Source organism: Streptomyces luteireticuli (assembly GCF_041519305.1).
GTDB classification, from domain to species: domain Bacteria; phylum Actinomycetota; class Actinomycetes; order Streptomycetales; family Streptomycetaceae; genus Streptomyces; species Streptomyces luteireticuli.
This window is the reverse complement of sequence record NZ_CP167927.1, coordinates 3495181-3521647: the sequence shown is the minus strand read 5'-3', so window position 1 is coordinate 3521647 and position 26467 is coordinate 3495181. Positions and strand designations below refer to the sequence as shown.

The window sequence follows — 26467 nt, the reverse complement described above, 5'->3', positions numbered from 1 at the left end:
TGATCGTTCCCCGGCTCGACGCTGCCCCTATGACGACGCCCACGACAGCCCCCGCCGCGCCCCCGGTCACCGCCCGGCTCCGCGCCCTCGTCGACGGCATCAGGGAGGCGGTGGACCGCGGCCTGCCGCCCGACACGACCGCCTACCTCGTCGGCGAGCTGCTCGCCGGCCACCTCGGCGCGCCCGACCTCCTCACCGACGAGCAGCGCGCCGGCGACCCGGACCACTACCGCCAGCACGTCCTGCACGCGGAACCGGACGGCGGCTTCTCGGTCGTGGCGCTGGTCTGGCTGCCGGGGCAGGGGACGCCGATCCACGACCACGTGGCGTGGTGCGTGACGGGTGTGCACGAGGGGACGGAGAGCGAGCGCCGCTACCGGCTGGTCCCCGACGGGCCGAGCGCCCGGCTGGTGGCCGTCGAGGACGTGGCCAACCGGCAGGGCGAGGTCTGCGGCTTCGCGCCGCCCGGCGACATCCACCGGGTGCGCAACGCGTCCTCGTCCGCGGCGGTCTCGATCCACGTCTACGGCGCCGACGTCTCGCGGCTCGGCACCAGCGTGCGGCGCGTCTACCGGCTGCCGGCCGACGAGCTGTGAGGGGGGAGACGGCGGTGGTGCTGGTCGAGGACCGGGCCCGCGCGACCCCGGGGGCCGCGCCGCCCGGCCGGCTCCCCGGCCTGGCCATGGTGGCCGCCGGGGTCGCCCTGGCCTGGGCGGTCCACGGGCTCGTCCCCGCCGTCCCGCTGCTCACCGCGGCGGTCGTGCTCGGCATCGGCGCGGCGCATCTGCCCGGCGTCCGGGAGCTGGTGCGCGGTGCCGGACGCGCGGGGCTCACCCTCGCCGGGAAGCGGCTGATGCGCCTCGGCGTGGTGCTGCTGGGGCTGCGGCTGAGCCTGGGCGACGTGCTCGGGATCGGCTGGGCGACTGTGGCGATGGTGCTGGTGACCGTCGCCGCGACCTTCTCCGGGACGCTCTGGCTCGGCCGCCGGCTCGGGCTGCGCGGCGACCAGCCGCTGCTGATCGCGACCGGCTACGCGATCTGCGGGGCGTCCGCGATCGGGGCGGTCGGCGAGGTCTCCGGCAGCGACGAGGAGGACACGGCGACGTCCGTGGCGCTGGTGACGCTCTGCGGCACGCTGGCGATCGCCGTCCTGCCGCTGCTGCACCACCCGCTCGGGCTGGACGACTCGCAGTTCGGCCGCTGGGTGGGGGCGGGCGTGCACGACGTCGGCCAGGTCGTGGCGGCCGCGCAGACGGCCGGGCCGACGGCGCTCGGCGAGGCGGTCCTGGTGAAGCTGATGCGGGTGGCGCTACTGGCGCCGCTGGTGGCGGGGGTGGCGGTGGCGATACGGCGTCGGCGGACGGCGGGCACCGGGCGGGGGGCGAAACGGCCGCCGGTCGTGCCGCTGTTCGTCGTCGGCTTCCTGGCCATGGTGGCCCTGCGCAGCACCGGAGCGCTGCCCGGTACCGTGCTGGACGGGGCGCAGCGCGTCCAGGAACTGCTGCTCGCGGCCGCGCTGTTCGGGCTGGGGAGCGCGGTCCACCTGCCCTCGCTGGTCCGCACGGGCGGCCGGGTCGCGGCGCTCGGGCTGGGGGCGTGGGCGGTGATCGCGGGGGTGTCGTACGCGGGGGTGCTGGTGACGACGGCGTGACGGACGGCGAGATGGGCGGCGTGACGGACGGTGTGTCTGTTGTGACTGGTGTGGCCGGTGGGCTGTGACTTCGGAGGTAGGGCGAACGGACGAGGACGGTCCCTTCTCTGGACAGAAGCGCCGGAAACGCCCTCTTTCTAGGCTCGCCACCATGACCAGTACTGACTCCATATCCGCGGCCCCAGGGGCCGCCACCACGCCACCGGGGGAGGCCGGTGGCGTCCTCGGGAGCCGCTACCGCGCCCTGACCCTCGGCATCATCTCCGTCGTCTCGCTGATCGCGTTCGAGGCGAGCGCGATCACGACCGCCATGCCCTTCGCGGCCCGCGCCCTGGGCGGCGTCGGGCTGTACGCCTTCGCCTTCTCCGCCTACTTCACGGCCAGTCTGTTCTCCATGTCCGTCGCCGGGCAGTGGAGCGACCGCTCCGGGCCGCTGGGCCCGCTCTTCACCGGCATCGCCACCTTCGGCGCCGGTCTGGTGCTCGCCGGCTCCGCCCAGCAGATGTGGATGCTCGTGGCGTCCCGGGCGGTGCAGGGCCTGGGCGGCGGGTTCGTCGTGGTGTCGCTCTACGTCGTCGTGGGGCGCGCCTACCCCGAGCGCCTGCGGGCCAAGATCCTGGCGGCGTTCTCGGCCGCCTGGGTGGTGCCCGTCCTGGTCGGTCCCGTGATCGCCGGATCCGTGGCCGAACAGCTCGGCTGGCGCTGGGTGTTCCTGGCGATCCCGGTCCTGATCCTGCTGCCGCTCGCGGTCATGCTGCCCGCGCTGCGGAAGCTGCCGCGTCCGGAGGCCGGGGGCGCCCCCGACCGCCGTCGGGCGGCGCTCGCGCTGGCCGTCGCCGTCGGCGCCGGGCTGCTCCAGTACGCGGGCCAGGGCCGCGAGTGGCTCGCCCTGGTGCCGGCGGTCGCGGGTCTCGCGCTGCTCGCCCCGTCCATCGTCCGGCTGCTGCCGAGGGGGACGTTCCGCGCCCTGCGCGGACTGCCGTCCGTGGTGCTGCTGCGGGGCATCACGGTGGGCGCCTTCCTCGCCTCCGAGAGCTTCATCCCGCTGATGCTGGTGAGCGAGCGCGGCATGTCCGCGACGACCGCCGGGCTCTCCCTCACCGGCGGCGGCCTCACCTGGAGCCTCGGCGCCTACACCCAGAGCCGGTCCCGGCTGGAGCCATACCGGCAGCGGCTGATGTGCCTCGGCCTGGTGCTGATGGCCGTCTCCATCGCGGTGGTGCCGCTGGTGCTGCTCGACGGGGCGCCGGTGTGGCTGGTCGCCGCCTCGTGGGTCGTCGCCGGCTACGGGATCGGGCTGAACGTCTCCAGCAGCACCGTGCTCGCGCTGGAGCTCTCCCCGGCGGGGGAGGAGGGCGTCAGCTCGGCCGCCCTCCAGGTGTCCGAGGCCCTCGGCAACATCGTGCTGGTCGGCGTCGCGGGCGTGCTCTTCGGCGCGTTCGGCGGCGGGACCGCCGGCGAGGGGGCCCACGGGGCGTCGGACGCCGCGGCTCCGCACTCCGCGTTCGCGGCCGTCTACGTCGCGATGGCGGCGGTGGCCGTGGCGGGCGCGGCGGTCGCGACCCGGCTGCGGCCGAAGGAGCGGGGGACGAAGGAGCGCGGGACGAAGGACCGGGTGCGCCCGGCATGATCCCGTCTCCCGAACCCGACGACTGCGGCTCGCGCTGTCCTCCCCGGACGGGCCGTACGTCCACCGATACCGATACCGATACCGACAGGGCGGGTGACGGGACTCCGGTCCCGTCACCCGCCCCTTTCGCCCCTTCCGCAGCGGGGCCGGACTCCCTCCGCCCGCACCTTGGGTAGGCTGTCGCGGTTGTGTTTCCTCAAGGCCCCCGACCACCCCGACGGAGACCGTGACTACCACCACAGCCAACCATCACCTCTCGCCCGCCTTCCCCGGCCGGGCCCCCTGGGGTACCGCCAACAAGCTGCGCGCCTGGCAGCAGGGCGCCATGGACCGGTACGTCCAGACCCAGCCCCGTGACTTCCTCGCCGTCGCCACCCCCGGCGCCGGGAAGACCACGTTCGCGCTCACCCTCGCGTCCTGGCTGCTGCACCACCACGTCGTCCAGCAGGTGACCGTGGTCGCGCCGACCGAGCACCTGAAGAAGCAGTGGGCCGAGGCCGCCGCCCGCGTCGGGATCAAGCTCGACCCGGAGTACAGCGCGGGCCCGCTGGGCCGCGAGTACCACGGCGTCGCCGTCACCTACGCCGGTGTCGGCGTCCGCCCGATGCTGCACCGCAACCGCTGCGAGCAGCGCAAGACGCTCGTCATCCTGGACGAGATCCACCACGCCGGCGACTCCCGCTCCTGGGGCGAGGCCTGCATGGAGGCGTTCGAGCCGGCCACCCGCCGCCTCTGTCTGACCGGTACGCCGTTCCGCTCGGACACCAACCCCATCCCGTTCGTCACCTACGAGGAGGGGAACGACGGGATCCGGAAGTCCTCCGCCGACTACACCTACGGCTACGGCAACGCGCTCGCCGACGGCGTCGTCCGCCCGGTGATATTCCTCTCCTACAGCGGCAACATGCGCTGGCGCACCAAGGCGGGCGACGAGCTGGAGGCCCGGCTCGGCGAGCCGATGACCAAGGACGCGGTCAGCCAGGCCTGGCGCACCGCGCTGGACCCGCGCGGCGACTGGATGCCCAATGTGCTGCGCGCCGCCGACCAGCGGCTGACCGAGGTGCGCAAGTCCATCCCGGACGCCGGCGCGCTCGTCATCGCCTCCGACCAGGACTCCGCGCGCGCCTACGCCAAGCTGATCCGGGAGATCACCGGCGAGGGCCCCACCGTCGTCCTCTCCGACGACTCGGGCGCGTCCGACCGCATCGACGAGTTCTCGCACGGCGACTCGCGCTGGATGGTCGCCGTCCGCATGGTGTCCGAGGGCGTGGACGTGCCCCGGCTCGCGGTCGGGGTCTACGCGACGACGATCTCCACGCCGCTGTTCTTCGCCCAGGCCGTCGGCCGCTTTGTGCGGTCGCGGCGCCGCGGCGAGACGGCGTCCGTCTTCGTGCCGACCATCCCGACGCTGCTGACCTTCGCCAACGAGATGGAGGTCGAGCGCGACCACGTCCTCGACCGGCCGAAGAAGGAGGGGGAGGAGGACCCCTACGCCGAGTCCGAGAAGGAGATGGACGAGGCCAACAAGCAGCAGGACGAGGACACCGGCGAGCAGGACATGCTGCCGTTCGAGGCGCTGGAGTCCGACGCGGTCTTCGACCGGGTCATGTACAACGGCGCCGAGTTCGGCATGCAGGCCCACCCGGGCAGCGAGGAGGAGCAGGACTACCTCGGTATCCCCGGCCTGTTGGAGCCCGAGCAGGTCCAACTGCTGCTGCAGAAGCGCCAGGCGCGGCAGATCGCGCACAGCCGGCGGAAGCCGGACGACGAGGCGGACCTGCTGGAGATCCCGGCCGAGCGGCGGCCGGTGGTGACGCACAAGGAGCTGCTGCAGCTGCGCAAGGAGCTCAACACGCTGGTCGGCGCGTACGCGCACCAGAGCGGCAAGCCGCACGGCGTGATCCACACCGAGCTGCGGCGCACCTGCGGCGGCCCGCCGAGCGCGGAGGCGACGGCCGGGCAGCTGAGCGAACGGATCAAGAAGCTGCGGGAGTGGGCCACGCGCATGCAGTGATGCCCGCGTGCAGTGACGATCGCGTATGGCGACGCCCGCAAGGGAGTTGATCAGGTATTCCCCGATTCCCCTGCGGGATGCCCGGATTGTGGGCAGACTCTTCCGCTGAGCGGACCGGCTCGCTAGCGTGCCGGTCACGCACACGCCCCGTGGCAGCGCCGCCGCGGAGCGCGGCCGGTTGTACGCGTCCGAGGGCGCGTGCGTCCAGCGAACGCCTGCGCCCCGAGTGCGCAATGCGTCAAGCGACCCGGCGGCCTCTCCTCACGCGCTGCCGGACGGGACCGGAGGCGCGACCCCACCACGACGAGAGCCCGCCTTTCATCGGAGGAGGGGGCGTCGTGACCGCGGAGACTTCGCAGACGCTCGACAGAGGACTGCGTGTCCTGAAACTGCTGGCCGACACCGACCACGGACTGACCGTCACCGAGCTGGCCGCCCGGCTCGGCGTCAACCGGACCGTGGTCTACCGGCTGCTCGCCACGCTGGAGCAGCACGCGCTCGTCCGGCGGGACATCGGCGGCCGGGCCCGGGTGGGCCTGGGGGTGCTGCGGCTCGGCCGGCAGGTGCACCCGCTGGTGCGGGAGGCCGCCCTGCCCGCGCTGCGGGCGCTGGCCGAGGACGTGGGGGCCACCGCCCATCTGACGCTCGTCGACGGGGCGGAGGCCCTCGCCGTCGCCGTCGTCGAACCGACCTGGACGGACTACCACGTGGCCTACCGCGCCGGGTTCCGGCACCCGCTGGACCGGGGCGCGGCCGGCCGCGCCATACTCGCCGCCCGCGCGGGCGACGTCGACAATCCGGGCTACTCGCTCACCCATGGCGAACTGGAGGCCGGGGCGAGCGGGGCCGCGGCCCCGCTGCTCGGGGTGAGCGGGATCGAGGGCAGCGTGGGCGTGGTGATGCTCACCGACGCCGTTCCGCACCGGGTCGGCCCGCGGGTCGTCGAGGCGGCCAAGGAGGTGGCGGACGCGCTCAGGTGACGCGGCGGGGTCCGTGCGGGATCCCGTGCGGGGGGTTGCGCGGGGGTGACGCGCTGGGGCGAGGGCGGCCGGGCCGGGGGACGGGCGGTGAACTAGATTCGCACCATGCGTTTCCTCCCCCCGTCCGCCTGGTCCCCCCGGACCCGGATCGCCGCCGTCTGCGCCGTGCCCGTCCTGGCCCTGCTCGGCACGGCGGCCTTCGCGCCCCTGCCGTTCTCCATCGCCCGGCCCGGGTCCACGGTCAATGTGCTCGGCGATCACCAGGGCAAACCGGTGATCTCGGTGAGCGGGGTGGAGAGCCGTCGCACGAGCGGGCAGCTGCGGATGTCCTCGATCATCGCGACCGGGCCGCGGGCGGAGGTCGGCCTGGCCGACGTGGCGGGCGACTGGTTCCGTACGGACCGGGCGGTGATGCCGCGCGACTCCGTCTTCCCGCCGGGCAAGTCCGACAAGGAGACGGAGGAGCGCAACGTGGCGGAGATGACCAAGTCGCAGGAGTCCGCGACGCGGGCCGCCCTGGACTACCTCCACCGCTCGCCGAAGGACGTCAAGGTCACGCTGCGGCTCGCCGACATCGGCGGCCCGAGCGCGGGCCTGATGTTCGCCCTCGGCATCGTGGACAAGATCGACGGCGACGGGCGGGGCGGTGACCTGACCGGTGGCCGGACGATCGGCGGCACGGGCACGATCGAGCCGGACGGGTCGGTGGGCCCGGTCGGCGGCGTCCCGCTGAAGGTGCAGGCGGAGGGCCGGGACGGGGCGGGCGTCTTCCTCGTGCCGAAGAAGCAGTGCGCGGAGGCGGAGGCGGAGCTGCCGAAGGGGATGCGGCTGGTTCCGGTGACGGATCTGCGGGACGCGGTCGAGTCGCTGAAGGCGCTGTCGTCCGGCGGGCGGGTGCCGAGCTGCTGACGTGCCGGGCTGCTGACGCGCGGGGCTGCTGACGCGCGGGGCGGCGACGGGGCCGAGGCTCACTCCTCCCCGCCCGCCGCCTCCCGCACCAGCGGGATGATCCGCAACGGCACCGCGTTCTCCATCACGATCGCCGTCGACGCCCGCACGATCCCCTCGATCCCCACCACCTTGTCGATCACCCGCTGGAGATCCGCGTTGGAGCGGGCCACCAGCCGGCACAGCATGTCCCCGTGCCCGGTGATCGTGTGCAGCTCCAGCACCTCCGGGACGCCCGCCAGATGGGTGCGGACGTCCGCGCCCTGCCCCTGCCGGATCTCCAGGGTGGCGAAGGCGGTCACCGGGTAGCCCAGCGCCGCGGGGTCGACGTCCGGGCCGAAGCCGCGGATGACGCCCTCCGACTGGAGCCGGTCCAGCCGCGCCTGCGCCGTGCCGCGGGCCACGCCGAGGCGGCGGGAGGCCTCCAGGACGCCGATGCGCGGCTCCCGCGCGAGCAGTTCGATGAGCCGGCCGTCCAAACGATCGATCGCCATGATCATCCCCTCGTGGTCATCCTGTACAGATCGCCCGGCGTTACCGGCTGTCTGCTGTGCAGATTGCCCATCCAATACGCAAACTATTGCGCACCTTGTGGATCGGCGAGACGCTGCGCGCATGACGCAGACCACAGATCACACCTTTGACACCGCTCGGCAGGCCGACCCCTTCCCGGTCAAGGGGATGGACGCGGTGGTCTTCGCCGTGGGCAACGCCAAGCAGGCGGCGCACTACTACTCGACCGCCTTCGGCATGAAGCTGGTCGCCTACTCCGGACCGGAGAACGGCAGCCGGGAGACGGCGAGTTACGTCCTGGAGTCCGGCGGCGCCCGGTTCGTCCTCACCACCGTCATCAAGGCCACCAGCGAGCGCGGCCGCTTCCTGGCGGAGCACGTGGCCGAACACGGCGACGGCGCCGTGGACCTGGCGATCGAGGTGCCGGACGCGCGGGCCGCGTACGCCTACGCGGTGGAGCACGGCGCGCGGGGTCTCGAGGAGCCGTACGAGCTGAAGGACGAGCACGGCACCGTCGTCCTCGCCTCCATCGCCACATACGGCAAGACCCGGCACACGCTCGTCGAACGCTCCGCCTACAGCGGCCCGTACCTGCCCGGTTTCGTCGCCGCCGAACCGCTCGTCGCCCCGCTCGCCCAGCGGAACTTCCAGGCCATCGACCACTGTGTGGGCAACGTCGAACTCGGCAAGATGGACGAGTGGGTGGGCTTCTACAACAAGGTCATGGGCTTCACCAACATGAAGGAGTTCGTGGGCGACGACATCGCCACCGAATACTCCGCACTGATGTCGAAGGTCGTCGCGGACGGCACGCGAAAGGTGAAGTTCCCGCTCAACGAGCCGGCCATCGCGAAGAAGAAGTCGCAGATCGACGAATACCTGGAGTTCTACGGCGGGCCGGGCCTGCAGCACATCGCGCTGGCGACGAACGACATCGTCGCGACGGTGCGTCAGATGAAGGCGGCGGGCGTCCAGTTCCTGGACACGCCCGACTCCTACTACGACACCCTCGGCGAATGGGCGGGCGAGACGCGCGTGCCCGTGGAGACGCTGCGGGAACTCAAGATCCTGGTGGACCGGGACGAGGACGGCTATCTGCTCCAGATCTTCACGAAGCCGGTGCAGGACCGGCCGACGGTCTTCTTCGAGATGATCGAGCGGCATGGGTCGATGGGGTTCGGGAAGGGGAATTTCAAGGCGCTGTTCGAGGCGATTGAGAGGGAGCAGGAGAAGCGGGGGAATTTGTAAGGGGGTTGCTCCCCGCCCCGCCCTTTCGCCGTTTCTTCCGGGGAGACCCCGGACCCCGTCCGCCCTTCGGGCGGAGTCCTCAAGCGCCGGACGGGCTGAAGTGTGCGCCCGGGCCGGATTTCCCACGTAAGGATTTCCGGCGTGAGGTTTCAGGCGGGGGCGCGCACTCCAGCCCGTCCGGCGTTTGAGGACGAGCGGCGGAGCCGCGACAAAAGGGGGCCAGGGGCGGAGCCCCGGAAGCGGGGGCGCAGGGGGCGCAGCCCCCGCCGGGGCGCGGGGGCGGAGCCCCGCCCACCGCGCGGCAGCGCGGTGCCGGGCCGAGGGGGCGGAGCCCCCGGAAGAAACGGTGAAAGGGCGGGCCGGGGGCGATCTACCCCCCGGACAGACCCCAGTGGCATCGTGAACACATGGGCGACTTGATCCAGCTCCTCCACGAAGGACTCCCCGCCACCGCGATCCTCACCGACCCGGACATCACCGCCTCCTACGCCAACGACATGGCGAGCTTCTGCGCAGCCGGCGCGCCCGCCGTCGTCGTCCTGCCCCGGACGACGGAGCAGGTCCAGCACGTCATGCGCACCGCCACCGCGCTGCGCGTCCCGGTCGTGCCGCAGGGCGCCCGTACCGGGCTCTCGGGGGCGGCCAACGCCACGGACGGGTGCATCGTCCTCTCCCTGGTCAAGATGGACCGGATCCTGGAGATCGACCCGGCCGAGCGCATCGCCGTCGTCGAACCCGGCGTGGTCAACGCGGTCCTCTCCCGCGCCGTCGCCGAGCAGGGCCTCTACTACCCGCCGGATCCGTCCAGTTGGGAGCAGTGCACCATCGGCGGCAACATCGGCACCGCCTCCGGTGGCCTGTGCTGCGTCAAGTACGGTGTGACGGCCGAGTACGTCCTCGGCCTGGACGTCGTCCTCGCCGACGGCCGGCTGCTGACGACCGGCCGCCGTACCGCCAAGGGCGTGGCGGGCTACGACCTGACGCGGCTGTTCGTCGGCTCGGAGGGCAGTCTCGGCGTCGTCGTGCGGGCCGTCCTCGCGCTGAAGCCCGCCCCGCCCCAACAGCTGGCCCTGGCGGCCGAGTTCCCGTCCGCGGCGGCGGCCTGCGAGGCGGTCCGCCGGATCATGGCGGGCGGCCATGCCCCGTCGCTCCTGGAGCTGATGGACCGCACGACGCTGCGCGCCGTCAACGCCCTGACGGGCATGGGGCTTCCGGAGTCGACGGAGGCGCTGCTCCTGGCGGCCTTCGACACCCCCGACCCCGCCCCGCACCTGGCCGCCGTCGGCGAGCTGTGCACCGCGGCGGGGGCCACCGAGGTCGTCCCGGCCGACTCCCCGGCCGAGTCCGAACTCCTGCTGCACGCACGGCGGATGTCGCTGCCCGCGCTGGAGGCCCTGCGCCCCGCCACGATGATCGACGACGTGTGCGTGCCCCGCTCCCGCCTCGCCGAGATGCTCGACGGCACCGCCGCCATCGCCGACAAGCACGGCCTGACCATCGGCGTCTGCGCCCACGCGGGCGACGGCAACACCCATCCCGTCGTCTGCTTCGACCCCGCCGACGAGGACGAGGCGCGCCGGGCCCGGGAGTCCTTCGACGAGATCATGGCCCTGGGACTGGAGCTCGGCGGGACGATCACCGGGGAGCACGGGGTGGGGCTGCTGAAGAAGGACTGGCTGGCGAGGGAGGCGGGGCCGGTGGCGATGGAGATGCAGCGGGGGGTCAAGGCGGTCTTCGACCCCCTGGGGCTGCTGAACCCCGGCAAGGTGCTGTGAGGGCGGGGCCGTCGTCCCGGGCCGGGGCGGCGGCCCCACGCGCGGCACCGCGGAATCACGCCCCCAGCAACTCCCGCAGCGCCTCGTCCAGCGCCAGCCACCTCCCCTCCGCACCCCGCTCCACCAGCCTCAGCGTGCTCTCCAGCCACGCGCGCACCGCCCGGGCCGGTGCCTCCAGCAGCGCCTCGCCGTCCGGCGACGACAGCGCCACGCACACCACCGTCCGCCCGCCGGACGAGCCGGGCCACACCCGTACGTCCCCGGCGCCGCAGGCCCGGTGCACCCCCTCGGTCAACAGCTCGCGCGCGAACGTCCAGTTGACCGGCGCCTCCGACGTCACATGGAAGGCGATCCGCACCGCATACGGGTCGTCGGCCCGGTAGCTCAGCCGCGCCGGCACCGGAATGCTGCGCCCCGGCTCCAGCACCAGGTCCATCTCCAGGTCTCGTTCCACCACGGCATGCATGAAGTGCGCCTTTCGTTCCTCTGCCCGCTGCGCGGACCTCGCGACCGGGCCCGCACCCGGACAGAGCGCACCGGCCCGGCGTCATGACGCGACTTCGCACCGCGGCGCCTCCCGGTCGCACGTGTGAGTGGTCCCGTCGGTGTAAACGTCCACGCGAGGGAGGCCGTCTGGTAGACCTGTTGACCCCGCCCCAGGTTGTCTTTTGCGCATAGAGGTCACATGGACGTGCGCCCGCAGTCGCGAGCACCGGACCCGGAGCGGTACACAGGACACCACGCCAGTGCGGCAGACTGCCTGACATCCCAGCACGGCCGAACAGATACGGGACACCGGAGACCATGAGCGCACCCATCCCGGGATCCGCCGACGGCAGCCCCAGCCGAGGCTTCTACCCGGACCCGTCCATCCCCGGCTATATCCGCTACTGGAGCGGCACGGCCTGGGTCCCCGGCACCAGCCGGCCCGCCCCCGCCGAGGGCGAGCCGATGCCGGGGCCGCCGCCCGGCCTGCCCGCCGCGCCGCTGCCCGCCCTCGCCGCACCCGTGCCGCCGTCCCCGGGTCCCGCCGGAGGCGGCCCGACGGCCGGTCAGGGGCGGGACGAGACGGGGCCGGTGTTCTTCGACGAGGAGCAGCTGCCCGCGCGCCGCGAGCCCACGGCGTGGCCCGACCCCCGCGCGGCGGAGCCCGCGGCCCCCGCCGCCCCCGTCGCGCCCGTCCGCGAGGGCACGATGGACCTCGGCGGCCGCAGGTCCGTACCGGGCTCCGCCGCGCCGCAGGTCCATCACGGGCCGTCGGCGCTCTCCTCGGCCCAACCGCCGCGCCCCTGGCCGGAGGAGACCCGGCAGCCGGTCCCCGCGCAGCAGCACGGGCCGCCGGCCGCCTGGTCCCCGCCGCAGCTGCCGGTCCAGCAGCAGCCCCAGGCCCAGCCCCGGATGCAGCCCCAGGGGCAGCTCCAGCCGCGGCCGGCGGCGCATCCCCTGCCCGTGCAGCAGACAACGCCCGTGCAGCAGACCGCGCCCGCACCGCCCGCCGTCCGCGAGCCCGGGGTGCCCGCGCCCTGGAAGCCGCCGACGGAGGACCCCTTCCTCCGGGCCGCGCGCCGGGAGGGCCGCCCCGCGGGCCTGGGCCGGCGGCTGGCCGCGCGGCTGGTCGACACGGCCGTCCTCGGCGGCGCCCTCGCCGCCCTCGCCGTGCCGCTGTGGAACAGCTCCGTCGAGCACATCGACGAGAAGGTCGACCGCGCCAAGCGCTCCGGCGAGACCGTGACCGTCTGGCTCCTCGACGGCACCACCGGCACGTATCTCGCGATCGTGGTGGCGGCGCTGCTGGTCGCCGGGGTGCTCTACGAGGTGCTGCCGACCGCCAAGTGGGGCCGCACGCTGGGCAAGAAGCTGTGCGGGGTGCGCGTCCTGGACATCGAGTCGCACGACACCGCGTCGTTCGGCGCCGTCCTGCGCCGCTGGCTGGTGTACAGCCTGCCCGGGCTCCTCGCGGTGGGGCTGCTGGGCGTGCTGTGGTGTCTGTTCGACCGTCCCTGGCGGCAGTGCTGGCATGACAAGGCGGCGCGGACGTTCGTCGCCTCCGGCAAGGCCTGACCGCGGGCCGGGGCCCGACCGCGGGCGCGGGCGCGGGCAACTCGAACGGCATACGGGCGGATGCGGCGCCCCGGCCGCCGGGTTCTACTCGGGCCATGAGCACGGACCAGCCGCAGGACGACGACCCGTTCCGCCAGAAGCCGCCGGGCGACCTCCCGCCGTACGGACACGCCCCCGGCAACGGCCCGCCGGCCGGCGGGCCCTATCCCGGCGGGGCGTACGGCGGCGGTCCCGGCCCCGGCGGCCCGTACGACACCGGGGGCCCTCCGCCGCCCGGCGGACCCGGCAGCCCCTACGGCGGTCCGGGCGGGGCGACGGACCCGCTGGCGGGCATGCCGCCGCTCGCCAACCGCTTCCGACGGCTCGTCGCCCGGGTCATCGACTTCCTGCTCGTCTCGATCCCGGTCGGCCTGGTCTACTCGGCCTTCACCTGGAACCACTGGGACCCCTACCGGGACAACACCAAGAACACCGGCCTCACCGTCCTCGTCGCGATCGTCTACTTCGTCTACGAGGGGCTGATGCTGTCGTCCCGCGGCCAGACCGTCGGCAAGATGGCCCTGCAGATCCGCGTCGGCATGCTGGAGAACGGCGCCGTGCCGCAGAACGGGCCCGGCTGGGTGCGGGCCGCGGTCTACTGCCTGCCGTGGATCGTGCCCTGCTGCGGCTTCATCTTCTGGCTGATCAATGTGCTCTGGTGCACCTGGGACAAGCCGTACCAGCAGTGCATCCACGACAAGGCGGCGAAGACGGTCGTGGTCTCAGCCGTGCAGTGAGTGCTCGCCCACCCGGGCGGGCGCGGACCCCGCGCGCTGCCGCGGGAGGCGGGGGCTTCCGGCCACCGTCCGCGGACTCCTGCGGGAGACGGGCACGGCGGCCGCGGCGACGAGCCCGAGCGCGAGGGCGCCCAGGGCGATGACGGCGACCCCGGTGACCGAACTCGTCCCCGTCAACAGGAGCATGACGAGGGTCGACAGGACAACGGTGGCCGAGCCGTAGGCGATCTGTGCTGACGTCGGACGCGGCATGACGGGATCCGTCCTCGGGGGGATGGTGGGGTGGAGAGCCGACACGTACGTACCGCAAAAAGACTCTACGGTCCTGTCTGCCCGAGGGGAACCGCTGATAAGCGCACCCTTGACGGGCGGTGAGGTCGCACGGGGGTCGCGGGGCGTGGACGGGTGCGCCCGCGCTATTGACACGGGGATGCGGGGCGGCTCGGCCCGGGGGGCCTCCGGGGGTGCGACCGGATGTCGATCATCCGCTCACCGTTCCGTGTTTCCGCAGGTCATCTGCCTTTTTCTGGAATCCCCTGGCGAGGGGCCGGGGATCGCGGTTGGATGCGTCCCGTGGTGTCCTCTTATTGACACCGAGTACTCCGGCGGAGGGTGGTAGCCGATGGCAGGCGGTGGTTTCGTCAAGCTCCCGGACGGCAGCGTGGTCGTCGCGCTGTCCCTTCCGAGTCCGCCCGGCGACGGAGCGGCGCGGCCCGGGGGGCGGGTACGGGTCCTGGTGCACGCGGCCAACCGGGCGCGGGCGCTGACGCGCGTCCGGAACCTGGGGCTCCGGGCGGTGTACCTGCGCGGGAACAGCGAGCCGCCGTCGCCGGACGAGGTCAGTGCGGCGCTGTACCACCCGGAGGGGCTGGTGTGGCGGGCGAGGCCGGAGGACGAGACGGAGTCGTGGCATCCGATAGCGAGTCTGCTGCGGCGGGGCGGGAGGGCGGCGTAGGGATCGCTCCCCGCCCTTTCGCCCCGGCGCCGGGCTCCGGCGGCTAGGCCGCCGCGACCACCGGTGAGCCCGCCAGCTTCACGCCCGCCCGCCGCATCTCCTCCAGCGCCGCCTCCACCGTCTCCCGCGCCACCCCGGCCGTCAGGTCCAGCAGGACCGTCGTCGTGAAGCCGAGGCGGCGCGCGTCCACGGCCGTCGCCCGGACGCAGTGGTCGGTGGCGATGCCGACGACGTCCACCTCGTCGACGTCGCGCGCGTGGAGCCAGTCCTCCAGGGACGTCCCGTTCTCGTCGGAGCCCTGGAAGGCGCTGTAGCCCGCCGCGTAGGCGCCCTTGTCGAAGACGGCGCCGATCGCGCCGGAGGCGAGGGCGGGGGCGAGGTTGGGGTGGAAGCCGCTGCCCTCCGTGCCGGCGACGCAGTGCACCGGCCAGGAGTCCACGTAGTCGGGGCGGTCGGAGAAGTGGTCGCCGGGGTCGATGTGCATGTCGCGGGAGGCGACGATGTGCGCGTACCCGGCCGTGGCCTCGCCGACCAGGTCGGTTATGGCCGCCGCCACGTCGGCGCCGCCGGTCACGGCGAGGGCGCCGCCCTCGCAGAAGTCGTTCTGCACGTCGACGATGATCAGTGCACGGTTCATGGCGCTCGATCCTTTGCGAAAGGGCTCTCGGCCGACGGTGCCGAACAGTCGGAATCGGCTCTCTGTGACCGAGGGTAGTGAGTCCCCTGGGGCGTTGGGAGGAGGAGCACAGGGGGCGGTCAGAGGTACTCCGTGGGCAGTACAGGCTCCCCCCTGGAGAGCTGCGTCGCGGAGAGCGGCAGGACCGAGCGGGCCGCGATATGCCTCTCGCGCGCCGCGTCGAGCGGCTCGCGGCCGACGACCCTGCCGCCCCGGACCAGCTCGACCAGCAGCTGCCGGTCCGCGAGCTCCGCCGGCACCTCGCCGGTGCCGACGACCTCGGCCTCGGCTACGCCGTCGGCGTCCGGCCGCCGCGCGGCCCACTTGCGGCCGCCTATCGACATCTTGCCGCCCATCGACTTCTTGGCGACGGGCCGCAGCGGCGCGTCCGCGCCGTCCCCGTCGGCCCGCGCGACCAGCTTGTAGACCATCGAGCAGGTGGGGTGGCCGCTGCCGGTCACCAGCTGGGTGCCCACCCCGTAGGCGTCCACGGGCGCGGCGGCCAGCGAGGCGATCGCGTACTCGTCCAGGTCGCTGGTGACCACGATCTTCGTGTCCCGTGCGCCCAGGTCGTCGAGCTGCTGGCGCACCCGGTGGGCGAGCAGCAGCAGGTCGCCGGAGTCGATGCGGACGGCGCCGAGCTCCGGCCCGGCGACCTCCACCGCCATCTTCACGGCCTCCTGCACGTCGTAGGTGTCGACGAGCAGCGTCGTCCCGCCGCCCAGTGAGGCGACCTGGGCGCGGAAGGCGTCGCGTTCGCTGTCGTGCAACAGCGTGAAGGCGTGCGCACTGGTGCCGACGGTCGGGATGTTGTAGCGGAAGCCGGCGGCGAGGTCGGAGGTGGAGGCGAAGCCGCCGACGTAGGCGGCGCGGGCCGCGGCGACGGCCGCCAGCTCGTGGGTGCGGCGGGCGCCCATCTCGATCAGCGGCCGGTCGCCGGCCGCGACCGCCATCCGGGAGGCCGCGGCCGCGACGGCGGAGTCGTGGTTGAGGATCGAGAGGATCACCGTCTCCAGCAGCACCGCCTCGGCGAAGGTGCCCTCGACCCGCATGATGGGCGATCCGGGGAAGTAGACCTCGCCCTCGGGGTAGCCCCAGATGTCGCCGCGGAAGCGGTAGTCGGCGAGCCAGGCGAGGGTGGGTTCGTCCACGATCCCGTACCGGCCGAGGAACTGGAGCACGGCCGGGTCGAAGCGGAAGTTCTCCACGGCGTCCAGGACGCGGCCGATGCCGCCGACCACGCCGTAGCGCCGCCCCTCGGGGAGCCGGCGGGTGAAGACCTCGAAGACCGAGCGCCGGTCGGCGGTCCCGGAGCGGAGGGCGGCCTGCACCATGGTGAGTTCGTACCGGTCGGTGAAGAGGGCCGTCGACGGCACAGCCACCGGCAGTCCCAGGTCCGCAGCGTTCACTTGGCCCTACCTCGCATTTCCGTTCTGGGTACCCCCGGATGCTACCGCCAATACTCGTCAGAGTGACGATTTCCGGGGGCCGTTTGTGCGTGCGGACCGGCGAGGTGGCAGCATGGGAGGCAGTGGGCGGTCCGCCGCGGGGCGGCGGAGAAGCGAGGTGTGGAGCCGGCGTGAGTGTGGCACCTGTCGAGATCGAGCGTCCGGAGACGGGCGGGTCCCCCTTCGCCGTGACCGAGCCCGACGTCCCCTGGGTCACCCTCGTGCACAACGACCCCGTGAATCTGATGAGCTATGTCACCTACGTCTTCCAGGCGTACTTCGGCTACTCCAAGGACAAGGCCCGCAAGCTGATGCTCGACGTCCACCACAAGGGCCGCGCCACCGTCTCCAGCGGCACGCGCGAGGAGATGGAGCGCGACGTGCAGGCGATGCACGGGTACGGGCTCTGGGCGACCCTCTCGCAGGACCGCTGATGGCCGGGCACTTCGAGCCGCTGCCCGGCGGCGGGGCCGCCATCGCCCTGGACGAGCTGGAGATCTCCATCCTGCGCAGCCTCGCCGTGCAGCTCCTGGAGCTGATCGGTCCGGAGGACGGGCCCGCGGGGGACGACCCGCTGGCGCGGCTGTTCGCCGAGGGCCCCAGCGAGCCGCCGTCCGACCCGGCCCTGGCCCGGCTCTTCCCGGACGCCTACGGTGTGCCGGGCGAGGAGCAGGACGAGCAGGCGCGGGCCTACGCGTCCGAGTTCCGCCGCTTCACCGAGAACGACCTGCGCGCCCGCAAGCGCGAGGACGGGATCGCCGTCGTCCGCTCGCTGGACGGGCTGACCCCGGCCGGGGACCGCGGCGCTGTGCTCCGGCTCGGCCCCGAGGGCTCCCGGCAGTGGCTGGGCACGCTCAACGACCTGCGGCTGACGATCGGCGCCCGGCTGGAGATCGAGGACGAGGACGGGAGCGAGGCCCTCTTCCGGCTGCCGGACGACGATCCGCGCAAGCCGATGGTGATGGCCTACCTCTGGCTCGGCGGTCTCCAGGAGACCTTGATCGAGACCCTTGGGCCGCGCTGATCCGGAATTCTTACTTCCGGTTGTAGTCCGCTGCTGGTAGTCCACTGCCTGTAGTCCGCTGTGCGAACGCTCGCGTCCGGATAACGATCGCATTACCGAGTGGCGGCCCTGGCCCTTGGTTATTAGGTTTGTCCCGCTTTGGCGGTGCTTTCCGTGTGTCCTGGGGCACATTCGAACTGGCGATCTACGTGTTACTCGTGATAAATCTTCACGACCTGCATCCATCGACGCCACCCATGTCGTGGAGCGGGAGCGCTATGGCCGACCGACCGTCGGCACGTGCAGGACTCCATCCGGGGGGATCGGAACCCGGTCCGGAACAATCCGGATCGGTATGGAGAAAGGCGTTCCACCATGACCTCTGAGCAGGTCGCGGACCGCGTCGCCGGCGAAGCCGGGGAGCGGGACAACAAGGGAAGCGATCAGGAAGCTTCCGAGGGTTACCAGCGGGGACTGGGTAACCGGCAGATTCAGATGATCGCCATTGGTGGCGCCATCGGCACCGGGCTCTTCCTCGGTGCGGGAACGGCGATATCCAAGGCCGGACCGAGCCTCATCCTGGCCTATGCGATAGCCGGTCTCGTCATCTTTTTCATCATGCGGGCGCTCGGCGAGCTCCTCATGTACCGCCCGGTCTCGGGCTCGTTCTCCGATTACGCACGTGAATTCCTCGGTCCCTTCTGGGGCTATGTGACCGGCTGGACGTACTGGCTCTTCTGGGTCGTCACCGGAATCACCGAGGTCACCGCGGCGGCCAAGTACGTGCAGTACTGGGACAAGTCGATTCCGCAATGGGTCTCCGCACTGGCCTTCACCGCCGTCCTCTACCTCGCCAACCTGATCTCCGTAAAGCTCTTCGGCGAGCTGGAGTTCTGGTTCTCCATGGTCAAGGTCACCGCCATCATCGGCATGATCCTGATCGGCATCGGCGTGATCACCCTCGGCTTCTCCGACGCCGGTGACACCGCCTCCTTCTCGCTGCTCTGGTCCGACGGCGGATTCTTCCCCAAGGGCATCGGCGGCACCCTGATGACGCTGCAGATCGTCATGTTCGCCTTCCTCGCCGTCGAACTCGTCGGCGTCACCGCGGGCGAGGCGACCGACCCCAAGAAGACCCTGCCCAAGGCCATCAACACCGTGCCGTGGCGCATCGCCGTCTTCTACCTGGGCGCGCTCATCATCATCCTGTCCGTGGTCAGCTGGACCGTCTTCGAGCCGGGCGTCAGCCCGTTCGTCGAGGCGTTCGCCAAGATCGGCCTGCCGGCCGGCGCCGGCATCGTCAACTTCGTGGTGCTCACCGCGGCGCTGTCCTCCTGCAACTCCGGCATGTACTCCACCGGCCGCATGCTCCGCGACCTGGCGCTCAACGGCCAGGGCCCGAAGTTCTTCGGCGTCCTGTCCGCCCGCGGCCTGCCGCTGCGCGGCACCACGGTCTCGGCCGCGTTCATGCTCGTCGGCGTCTGGATCAACTACCAGTGGCCGGGCAAGGCGTTCGAGTACGTCGTCTCCTTCGCCACCATCTCCGGCATGTGGGCCTGGATCATGATCCTCCTCGCCCAGCTCCGCTACCGCCGCAAGGCCGACCGGGGCGAGCTGCCGCAGTCCGAGTTCAAGGCGCCCGGAGCGCCCTGGACCAGCCTCTTCGCCCTCGCCTTCATCGGCATGGTCATCGTGCTGATGGGCATCGACAAGGACTCGCGCGTCTCGCTGTACTGCGCGCCGGCCTGGGCGGCGGTCATGGTCGTCTCGTACTTCGTGCTCAAGTCCCGCAACCCGCAGGCCTTCGCGCGCAAGGACTACTCGGCCGTGACCACCGAGAAGGTCGAACAGGCCGCCTGACCCCGGCAGTCGCCGGACCCCAGGGCCCGCCCGCACCTCCCCCCCCGGTGCGCGGCGGGCCCGCCCTTTTCCCGGCCTCTTTTCCGGCTTCCGTCCGGCACCCGCCCAACCCCGCTGTCAGTGCCCGGAATTAAGCTGACCGCATGCTGACGCTCACCCAGGACCTCCACGACCGGATCGTCGCGCACGCCCGCGCCGACCACCCCGACGAGGCGTGCGGGGTGGTCGCCGGCCCCGCGGGCAGCGACCGGCCGGAGCGCTTCATCCCGATGCTCAACGCGGCCCGGTCGCCCACGTTCTACGAGTTCGACTCCACCGACCTGCTGAAGCTCTACCGCGAGATGGACGACCGCGACGAGGAACCGGTCGTCATCTACCACTCGCACACCGCCACCGAGGCGTACCCCTCGCGCACCGACGTCTCCTACGCCAACGAGCCCGGCGCCCACTACGTCCTGGTCTCGACGGCGGACGCGGACGGCGCGGGGCCGTTCCAGTTCCGGTCCTTCCGGATCGTGGACGGCGAGATCACCGAGGAGGAGGTCCGGATCGTGGAGGCGTACTGACCGGCGTCCGAGACGAACTTACGGGTGCTGTACAGGGAATCGATAGCATGCGCCCGAGGTTGTCCCGCAGAGAACCCCTTTCACGAGGAGCCCGACCCATGGCCATCGAGGTCCGCATCCCGACCATCCTGCGCACGTACACCGACGGGCAGAAGGCCGTCGAGGGCGGTGGCGCCACGCTCGACGAGCTCTTCAAGGACCTGGAGACCCGGCACACGGGCATCCGCGAGCGGCTCGTGGACGAGAAGGGCGAGCTGCGCCGCTTCGTCAACGTCTACCTGAACGACGAGGACGTCCGCTTCCTCTCCGGCATCGGCACCGAGCTGGGCGACGGCGACAGCGTCACCATCCTCCCCGCCGTCGCCGGGGGTGCTGCCGGGGCGGAGCCCCGTCCGCTCGGGGTGGCGGCGGGCGACGGGCGGGAGGCCTGAGCCCGGATGCGTTACGACAGCCCCCTGGCCGCGGTCGGCAACACCCCGCTGGTACGCCTGCCCCGGCTGTCCCCCTCCCCGGAGGTCCGGATCTGGGCCAAGCTGGAGGACCGCAACCCGACCGGCTCCGTCAAGGACCGTCCCGCCCTGCACATGATCGAACAGGCCGAGCGGGACGGCCGGCTGACCCCGGGCTGCACCATCCTGGAACCGACCTCGGGCAACACCGGTATCTCCCTGGCCATGGCCGCCCGCCTCAAGGGCTACCGCATCGTCTGCGTCATGCCGGAGAACACCAGCGAGGAGCGGCGGCAGCTGCTCGCCATGTGGGGCGCGGAGATCATCTCCTCGCCCGCCGCCGGGGGCTCCAACACGGCCGTGCGCGTGGCCAAGGAGCTGGCCGCGGAGCATCCCGACTGGGTGATGCTCTACCAGTACGGCAACCCCGACAACGCCGGTGCCCACTACGCCACCACCGGCCCCGAGATCCTCGCCGACCTCCCGGAGATCACCCACTTCGTCGCCGGACTCGGCACCACCGGCACCCTGATGGGCGTCGGCCGCTATCTGCGCGAGCACGTGCCGGACGTCCGGATCGTCGCCGCCGAGCCCCGCTACGACGACCTCGTCTACGGCCTGCGCAACCTCGACGAGGGCTTCGTCCCCGAGCTCTACGACGAGAAGGTCCTCACCACCCGCTTCTCCGTCGGCTCCGAGGACGCCGTCCGCCGCACCCGTGAACTCCTCACCGAGGAGGGCATCTTCGCGGGCGTCTCCACCGGCGCCGTCCTGCACGCGGCCCTCGGCGTCGCCCGCAAGGCGGTACGGGCCGGGGAGCGCGCCGACATCGCCTTCGTCGTCGCCGACGGCGGCTGGAAGTACCTGTCCACCGGCGTGTACACCGCGCCGACCACCGAGGCGGCCGTCGAGGCCCTGCACGGCCAGCTCTGGGCCTGAAGGCGCCGGGAGAGCCGTTGTGAGGCCTTCGGAGGCCGCCTCTACCGATGTTGGCGGCCGGCTGACATCATCCCGTGGGAGACGCACATGAACTGTCCAGCATGTGGATCTTCGGACATGAGGCAACTCAACAATGGAAACTGGCAGTGCGGAAGCTGCGGCGCAGTCACGGCTGGATCGGGCTGCATGGGATGCGCTCGCCCCTGAGACGCGTGAACGGCTGGCGGCCTTCATGTCGCCCGAGGAGTTCACGGTGACGGCCGGCAGCGAGGAGTCCGCGGAGCGCTTCCGGCGCTTCATGGACACCCTCGACCGCGCCGAGAAGCACCGGCCGCTGTAGCGGCCGCGGCGGTCTCTGCGCGCAGGGCCCCGCCCGCCCCCTCACGGGGCGCGGGCGGGGCCCTGCGCGCTTCCGTCCGCTGTCCCGGTGATTGTCCTGGTGATTCCAGCCACACACCCACCCCACCGAGGAGCGGGCGCTCGCTTCCCGCCTTACCCTCGGACGCACCGCACGGCCCCGCAGCGGGCCCCGCACCGGCCCACGGAGGTTCAGGCCCGTATGAAGCTCACCGTCGTCGGATGCGCGGGGTCGTTCCCGTCCACGGAATCGGCCTGCTCGAGCTACCTCGTGGAGGCCGACGGCTACCGGCTGCTGCTCGACATGGGCAACGGGGCCCTCGGCGAGCTGCAGCGCCACATCGGGCTCTACGACCTCGACGCCGTACTGCTGTCGCATCTGCACCCCGACCACTGCATCGACATGTGCGGCTACTTCGTCGCCCGTTACTACCGGCACGAGGGCGGCCGGGCCGGCGCGATCCCCGTGTACGGGCCCGTGGGCACGGAGGAGCGCCTCCTCACCGCGTACGGGGACGTACCGCACGAGGCGTGCATGAGCGAGGTCTTCGACTTCCGCACGCTGGAACCCGGCTCCTTCTCCCTCGGCCCGTTCACGGTCTTCACCGACCGCGTCAACCACCCCGTCGAGGCGTTCGCCTTCCGGGTGGAGCACGGCGGTTCGGCGGTCGTCTACTCCGGCGACACGGGCCCCTGCGAGGCGATCAACGCGCTGTCCAAGGACGCGGACCTGCTGCTGTGCGAGGCGTCCTTCACATACGGGAAGGAAGACATTCCCGATCTGCACCTGAACGGCCTGGAGGCCGGCCAGATCGCGGCGGGGGCACGGGCCGGCCGGCTGGTCCTGACCCATATCCCGCCGTGGACGGACCCGTTGACGAACCTGCGCGATGCGCGGTCGGTGTATGACGGGCCGGCGGAGTTGGCGCATGCGGGTGCGGTGTACGAGGTGTAGGGGGTTTGTGCCCCGGTCCCGCCCTAATCCGTTTTCGCAGGGGCTGCCGCCCCTGCGTCACCCCGCTGGCGCGCTGCCGCGCGCGGGGGCCGCGCTTCGCGCGGTGGGGGCGGTTCCGCGCTGTCGCGCGGGTGGCGGGGCTTCGCCCCTGCGCCCCACCGGGGGCTGCGCCCCACCGGGGGCTGCGCCCCCTGGCCCCCGCTCGGGTTGCGCCCGCGGAGCCCCTGCTCGGTTGCGCCTGCTGGGCCCCTGCTCGGTTGTGCCCGCGGAGCCCCTGCTCGGGTTGTGCCCGCGGGGCCCCTGCTCGGTTGTGCCCGTCGGGCCCTGACCGGGGCTGCGCCTCTGGCCCCCCGAAGCGCCCTGCGGGCTCCCCCAGAGGGGGCACCCCCAGTCCTCAAGCTCCCCGGAGGGGGCAACCCCCGGACGGGCTGAAGTGCGCGCCCGGGCTTTGGATTCCGGCCCGGGCGCGAATCCAGCCCGTCCGGCGCTTGAGGACAATGCGGCGCAGCCGCATTGCGGGGCCGAGGGGCGGAGCCCCGGAAGAAACGGTGAAAGGGCGGGGAGGGGCACAACCAGCCTGTCCGGCGCCTGAGGACGAACGCGGCGCAGCCGCGTTGCCGCGCCCCGGCCGCCGGGAGGGGCAAAGACAAACCTCCGGGACCGGCCAACGGCCCCGGGGGTTCGGTGCGCATGAGCGCGAAAGGATCAGGCCTTCGCCTTCGCGGAGGCGGACTTGTCCTTGCCGCCCCCACCACCCTTGCGCTGCGCGGGCGCCTTGTCCTTCGGCGCGGCCGAGGAGGACGAGGAGGAGGCCGCGGCCTTCTTCTCCGTCGCGGCGACCTGCTTGGCCGCCTCCGCGAACTCCGGGTCCACCTCCCGGCCGGGCGTCATCAGGTTGAACTTGGTGATCGCGAAGCGGAAGACCACGTAGTAGACCGCGGCAAAGCACAGACCCACCAGCACCAGCAGCCACGGCTTGCTCGCGATGCCCAGGTTCAGGAAGAAGTCGATCGCACCGGCGGAGAAGCCGAAGCCGTCCTTCATGCCCAGCGCCCAGGTCAGGGCCATCGAGACACCGGTCAGCACCGCGTGGATCGCGTACAGCACCGGCGCGACGAACATGAACGTGAACTCGATCGGCTCGGTCACACCCGTGACGAACGCGGTGAGCGCGAGCGAGAACATCATGCCGCCGACGACCTTGCGGTTCTCCGGACGGGCGCAGTGCACGATCGCCAGGCACGCGGCCGGCAGCGCGAACATCATGATCGGGAAGAAGCCGGTCATGAACTGGCCGGCGTTCGGGTCGCCGGCGAGGAAGCGGGCGATGTCGCCGTTGACGGTGCCCTTGGGGCCGTCGTACGAACCGGCCTGGAACCACGGGAACGAGTTCAGCAGGTGGTGCATGCCGATCGGGATCAGACCGCGGTTGGCGACACCGAAGATGCCCGCGCCGACGGCGCCGGAGCCGACCAGCCACTCGCCGAAGTTGTGCAGACCCGAGCCGAGCACCGGCCAGATGTAGCCGAAGACGACGCCGATGAGCAGACCGGCGAAGGAGGACAGGATCGGCACCAGGCGGCGGCCGCCGAAGAAGCCCGCCCAGTCGGGCAGCTTGGTGCGGTAGAAGCGCTGGTAGAGCAGCGCGACCACGAGGCCGATCACGATGCCGCCGAGGACCTTGGCGTCGACCGCCTGTTCCACCATGGCGACCTTGTGGTCGACCACCGCCTCCTTCTTCGGGAGGCTGCTGTCGGTGAAGGTGCCGAGCACCTTCTGGAAGACCAGGTAACCGGCCACGGCCGCGAGCGCGGTGGAGCCGTCCGACTTCTTGGCGAAGCCGATCGCCACACCCACGGCGAACAGCAGGGCCATGTTGTCGAGGATGGCGCCGCCACCGGCCGACATGAACTGGGCGATCTTGTTAAGGAAATGCGGGAACGACTGCTTGCCCAGCATGTCGTCCTGGCCGAGGCGGACCATCAGCGCGGCGGCGGGGAGCACCGCGACCGGCAGCATGAGGCTGCGGCCGATACGCTGGGCCACTGCCATCGCGCTTTTGCCGAAGCCCTTTTTCGCCCCGGCTTCGCTAGCCGTACTCATCGGATTCCTCCAGGTGAGGCGGGCACTCGGAGATCGGGGGATCGAGGGGGAGATGGCCCGCTAATTTGGTCTACACCACTAGTGGTTTAGACCTGTTGTAGCAGATGAAGCGGGCATAAAGGAATCCGTCAACGGCGGTGGCCTGTGACACACGAGCGACCTACGAGGACTGTGGGGCGACTCACGGCCGATCGCCCGGCCGGCTACTCGATCTTCTCGCGCTCCATCTCCCGTGCGACGTCCTCCGGTTCACGTCCGGGTGTCGGAAGGTCGAACTTGGCGATCGCGAAGCGGAACACCGCGTAATAAACGATCGCGAACGCGAAGCCGATGGGAATGATCAGCCAGGGACGGGTCGCCAGGCCCCAGTTGATCACGTAGTCGATCAGTCCCGCGGAGAAGCTGAATCCGTCGTGCACGCCGAGCCCCCATGTCACCGCCATCGACACCCCGGTCAGCAGCGCGTGCAGCGCGTACAGCACGGGGGCGATGAAGAGGAAGGAGTACTCGATGGGCTCGGTCACACCCGTCACGAAGGACGTCAGGGCCACCGACAGCATCATTCCCCCGACCATCCGCCGGTTCTCCGGCCGGGCCGTGTGCGCGATCGCCAGCGCCGCCGCGGGCAGGGCGAACATCATGATGGGGAAGAAGCCCGAGGTGAACTGCCCGGCCGTCGGGTCGCCCGCCAGGAAGCGGTTGATGTCGCCGTGCACCACCGTCCCGTCCGGCATGGTGAACGAGCCGAACTGGAACCACATGAAGGTGTTCAGGAACTGGTGCAGGCCCACCACCAGCAGCCCCCGGTTGGCCACGCCGAAGATGCCCGAGCCCGTCGGCCCCAGGTCGGTCAGCCACCGGCTGAAGCTCGTCAGCCCGTCGCCGACCGGCGGCCAGACGAAGAGGCAGGCCACGGCGAAGACCAGCGCCACGAACGACATCATGATCGGGACGAGCCGGCGGCCGTTGAAGAAGCCCAGCCAGTCCACCAGCCGCACCCGGTGGAAGCGCACCCAGAACCAGGCGGTCAGCAGGCCGATCACGATGCCGCCGAAGACGCCGGGGTTCTGGAAGGTCGCGAGCGACGCCGCGCCCGTCCCGGTCACGCACACCCCGCTCCACAGCCCGGCGCCGGAGAACTTCGCCGTGTGCGGGCAGTCCTCGGGGAACTGGTGGAGGACGGAGAAGTAGACGAGGAAGGCCACCACCGCGGCGAGCGCCGTCGAGCCGTCCGCCTTCTTCGCCATGCCGATGGCCACGCCCACGCAGAACAGCAGCGGCAGCCCGAGCGAGGAGTCCAGCAGCGCGCCGCCCGCACCGGCGAAGACCTTCGCCACGTCCGTCCAGCCCAGGCCGTCCTTGCCGAAGACGTCCGGCTGCCCCAGCCGGTTGAGGATCCCGGCGGCCGGGAGGACCGCGATCGGCAGCTGGAGGCTGCGGCCCATCTTCTGCAGGCCCTGCAGGAGCCCCTGCCATGGCTTGCGCTGCCGTCCCGCCGCGGCCTCCGCGCTCATGTCCGTCCTCCCGGCTGGCATACTGGTGTAGACCACTTAGGGGTGC

26 protein-coding genes are annotated in these 26467 nt (G+C 71.9%); 19 read left to right on the top strand and 7 right to left on the bottom strand.

The window, feature by feature from the left end; translation table 11 throughout:
* The first annotated feature begins 29 nt into the window (after positions 1-29).
* The 6 genes from AB8735_RS15550 (at position 30) to AB8735_RS15525 (ending at position 7184) form a co-directional block, all read left to right on the top strand.
* Positions 30-596, top strand: coding sequence for a cysteine dioxygenase family protein (locus tag AB8735_RS15550; protein WP_344031405.1), 567 nt, complete (start codon positions 30-32; stop codon positions 594-596).
* 14 nt (positions 597-610) lie between these two features.
* Entirely contained in the window at positions 611-1651 is a 1041-nt protein-coding gene (locus tag AB8735_RS15545) for a YeiH family protein (RefSeq protein WP_372407933.1), read from the top strand.
* A 151-nt stretch (positions 1652-1802) separates the two neighbouring features.
* Entirely contained in the window at positions 1803-3281 is a 1479-nt protein-coding gene (locus tag AB8735_RS15540; RefSeq protein WP_372407931.1) for an MFS transporter, read from the top strand.
* A gap of 226 nt (positions 3282-3507) precedes the next feature.
* Positions 3508-5295: a DEAD/DEAH box helicase gene (locus tag AB8735_RS15535; RefSeq protein WP_344031399.1), complete on the top strand. Its 1788-nt coding sequence runs from the start codon at positions 3508-3510 to the stop codon at positions 5293-5295.
* Positions 5296-5633: 338 nt separating this feature from the next.
* A complete protein-coding gene (locus AB8735_RS15530) occupies positions 5634-6275 on the top strand; it encodes a helix-turn-helix domain-containing protein (RefSeq protein ID WP_344031397.1) in 642 nt (213 codons plus the stop codon).
* A gap of 105 nt (positions 6276-6380) precedes the next feature.
* Positions 6381-7184: a hypothetical protein gene (locus AB8735_RS15525; RefSeq protein WP_372407930.1), complete on the top strand. Its 804-nt coding sequence runs from the start codon at positions 6381-6383 to the stop codon at positions 7182-7184.
* Positions 7185-7243: 59 nt separating this feature from the next.
* Here the strand turns inward: AB8735_RS15525 and AB8735_RS15520 are convergent, their stop codons facing one another.
* Positions 7244-7717, bottom strand: coding sequence for an Lrp/AsnC family transcriptional regulator (locus AB8735_RS15520; protein WP_372407928.1), 474 nt, complete (start codon positions 7715-7717; stop codon positions 7244-7246).
* A gap of 121 nt (positions 7718-7838) precedes the next feature.
* Between AB8735_RS15520 and hppD the strand changes: the two genes are divergently transcribed.
* Both hppD and AB8735_RS15510 read left to right on the top strand, forming a co-directional pair.
* Positions 7839-8984 (top strand): 4-hydroxyphenylpyruvate dioxygenase, encoded by a 1146-nt coding sequence (gene hppD, locus AB8735_RS15515; RefSeq protein ID WP_344031392.1) that lies wholly within the window; start codon positions 7839-7841, stop codon positions 8982-8984.
* Positions 8985-9391: 407 nt separating this feature from the next.
* Positions 9392-10759, top strand: coding sequence for an FAD-linked oxidase C-terminal domain-containing protein (locus tag AB8735_RS15510; RefSeq protein WP_344031390.1), 1368 nt, complete (start codon positions 9392-9394; stop codon positions 10757-10759).
* Between the two features lie 55 nt (positions 10760-10814).
* Here the strand turns inward: AB8735_RS15510 and AB8735_RS15505 are convergent, their stop codons facing one another.
* Positions 10815-11225: an SsgA family sporulation/cell division regulator gene (locus AB8735_RS15505; protein ID WP_344031389.1), complete on the bottom strand. Its 411-nt coding sequence runs from the start codon at positions 11223-11225 to the stop codon at positions 10815-10817.
* A 338-nt stretch (positions 11226-11563) separates the two neighbouring features.
* Between AB8735_RS15505 and AB8735_RS15500 the strand changes: the two genes are divergently transcribed.
* Together AB8735_RS15500 and AB8735_RS15495 are read left to right on the top strand one after the other, a co-directional pair.
* A complete protein-coding gene (locus tag AB8735_RS15500; protein ID WP_372407925.1) occupies positions 11564-12820 on the top strand; it encodes an RDD family protein in 1257 nt (418 codons plus the stop codon).
* A 95-nt stretch (positions 12821-12915) separates the two neighbouring features.
* Positions 12916-13596, top strand: a complete 681-nt coding sequence (locus tag AB8735_RS15495) for an RDD family protein (RefSeq protein WP_372407922.1) — start codon at positions 12916-12918, stop codon at positions 13594-13596.
* On the opposite strand, the gene AB8735_RS15490 is transcribed toward AB8735_RS15495, so the two are convergent.
* Positions 13582-13848: a hypothetical protein gene (locus AB8735_RS15490; protein ID WP_372407921.1), complete on the bottom strand. Its 267-nt coding sequence runs from the start codon at positions 13846-13848 to the stop codon at positions 13582-13584. The two genes, AB8735_RS15495 and AB8735_RS15490, sit on opposite strands and share 15 nt — an antisense overlap.
* A 370-nt stretch (positions 13849-14218) precedes the next feature.
* Here AB8735_RS15490 and AB8735_RS15485 point away from each other — a divergent pair, with 370 nt between their 5' ends.
* Complete coding sequence (locus AB8735_RS15485) at positions 14219-14551, top strand: hypothetical protein (RefSeq protein WP_344031381.1); 333 nt, start codon at positions 14219-14221, stop codon at positions 14549-14551.
* A gap of 43 nt (positions 14552-14594) precedes the next feature.
* Here the strand turns inward: AB8735_RS15485 and AB8735_RS15480 are convergent, their stop codons facing one another.
* Together AB8735_RS15480 and AB8735_RS15475 are read right to left on the bottom strand one after the other, a co-directional pair.
* Positions 14595-15188 (bottom strand): isochorismatase family protein, encoded by a 594-nt coding sequence (locus AB8735_RS15480; RefSeq protein ID WP_344031379.1) that lies wholly within the window; start codon positions 15186-15188, stop codon positions 14595-14597.
* A gap of 119 nt (positions 15189-15307) precedes the next feature.
* Positions 15308-16636, bottom strand: a complete 1329-nt coding sequence (locus AB8735_RS15475) for a nicotinate phosphoribosyltransferase (protein ID WP_344031377.1) — start codon at positions 16634-16636, stop codon at positions 15308-15310.
* A 170-nt stretch (positions 16637-16806) separates the two neighbouring features.
* Between AB8735_RS15475 and clpS the strand changes: the two genes are divergently transcribed.
* The 8 genes from clpS to AB8735_RS15435 all read left to right on the top strand — a co-directional run bounded on the left by clpS (position 16807) and on the right by AB8735_RS15435 (position 22804).
* Positions 16807-17109: an ATP-dependent Clp protease adapter ClpS gene (gene clpS / locus AB8735_RS15470; protein WP_344031375.1), complete on the top strand. Its 303-nt coding sequence runs from the start codon at positions 16807-16809 to the stop codon at positions 17107-17109.
* A complete protein-coding gene (locus AB8735_RS15465; RefSeq protein ID WP_372407919.1) occupies positions 17109-17699 on the top strand; it encodes a DUF2017 domain-containing protein in 591 nt (196 codons plus the stop codon). Before clpS ends, AB8735_RS15465 begins: the two co-directional genes overlap by 1 nt.
* A 354-nt stretch (positions 17700-18053) precedes the next feature.
* Positions 18054-19538: an amino acid permease gene (locus AB8735_RS15460; RefSeq protein ID WP_344031371.1), complete on the top strand. Its 1485-nt coding sequence runs from the start codon at positions 18054-18056 to the stop codon at positions 19536-19538.
* A 143-nt stretch (positions 19539-19681) separates the two neighbouring features.
* Positions 19682-20104 carry a M67 family metallopeptidase gene (locus AB8735_RS15455; protein ID WP_344031369.1) on the top strand — a complete coding sequence of 141 codons (423 nt, stop codon included), beginning with the start codon at positions 19682-19684 and terminating at the stop codon, positions 20102-20104.
* A 98-nt stretch (positions 20105-20202) separates the two neighbouring features.
* Positions 20203-20535 (top strand): MoaD/ThiS family protein, encoded by a 333-nt coding sequence (locus AB8735_RS15450; RefSeq protein ID WP_344031367.1) that lies wholly within the window; start codon positions 20203-20205, stop codon positions 20533-20535.
* 6 nt (positions 20536-20541) lie between these two features.
* Entirely contained in the window at positions 20542-21492 is a 951-nt protein-coding gene (locus tag AB8735_RS15445; protein WP_344031365.1) for a cysteine synthase, read from the top strand.
* Positions 21493-21579: 87 nt separating this feature from the next.
* Complete coding sequence (locus tag AB8735_RS15440; RefSeq protein WP_372407916.1) at positions 21580-21699, top strand: hypothetical protein; 120 nt, start codon at positions 21580-21582, stop codon at positions 21697-21699.
* Positions 21700-22051: 352 nt separating this feature from the next.
* Positions 22052-22804, top strand: coding sequence for an MBL fold metallo-hydrolase (locus AB8735_RS15435; RefSeq protein ID WP_372407914.1), 753 nt, complete (start codon positions 22052-22054; stop codon positions 22802-22804).
* Between the two features lie 705 nt (positions 22805-23509).
* Here AB8735_RS15435 and AB8735_RS15430 read toward each other — a convergent pair.
* A complete protein-coding gene (locus AB8735_RS15430) occupies positions 23510-24907 on the bottom strand; it encodes a PTS transporter subunit EIIC (RefSeq protein ID WP_372407913.1) in 1398 nt (465 codons plus the stop codon).
* Between the two features lie 203 nt (positions 24908-25110).
* The gene (locus AB8735_RS15425) at positions 25111-26421 is read right to left on the bottom strand and encodes a PTS transporter subunit EIIC (RefSeq protein ID WP_372407910.1); all 1311 of its coding nucleotides are present in this window, start codon (positions 26419-26421) and stop codon (positions 25111-25113) included.
* Positions 26422-26467: the final 46 nt, after the last annotated feature.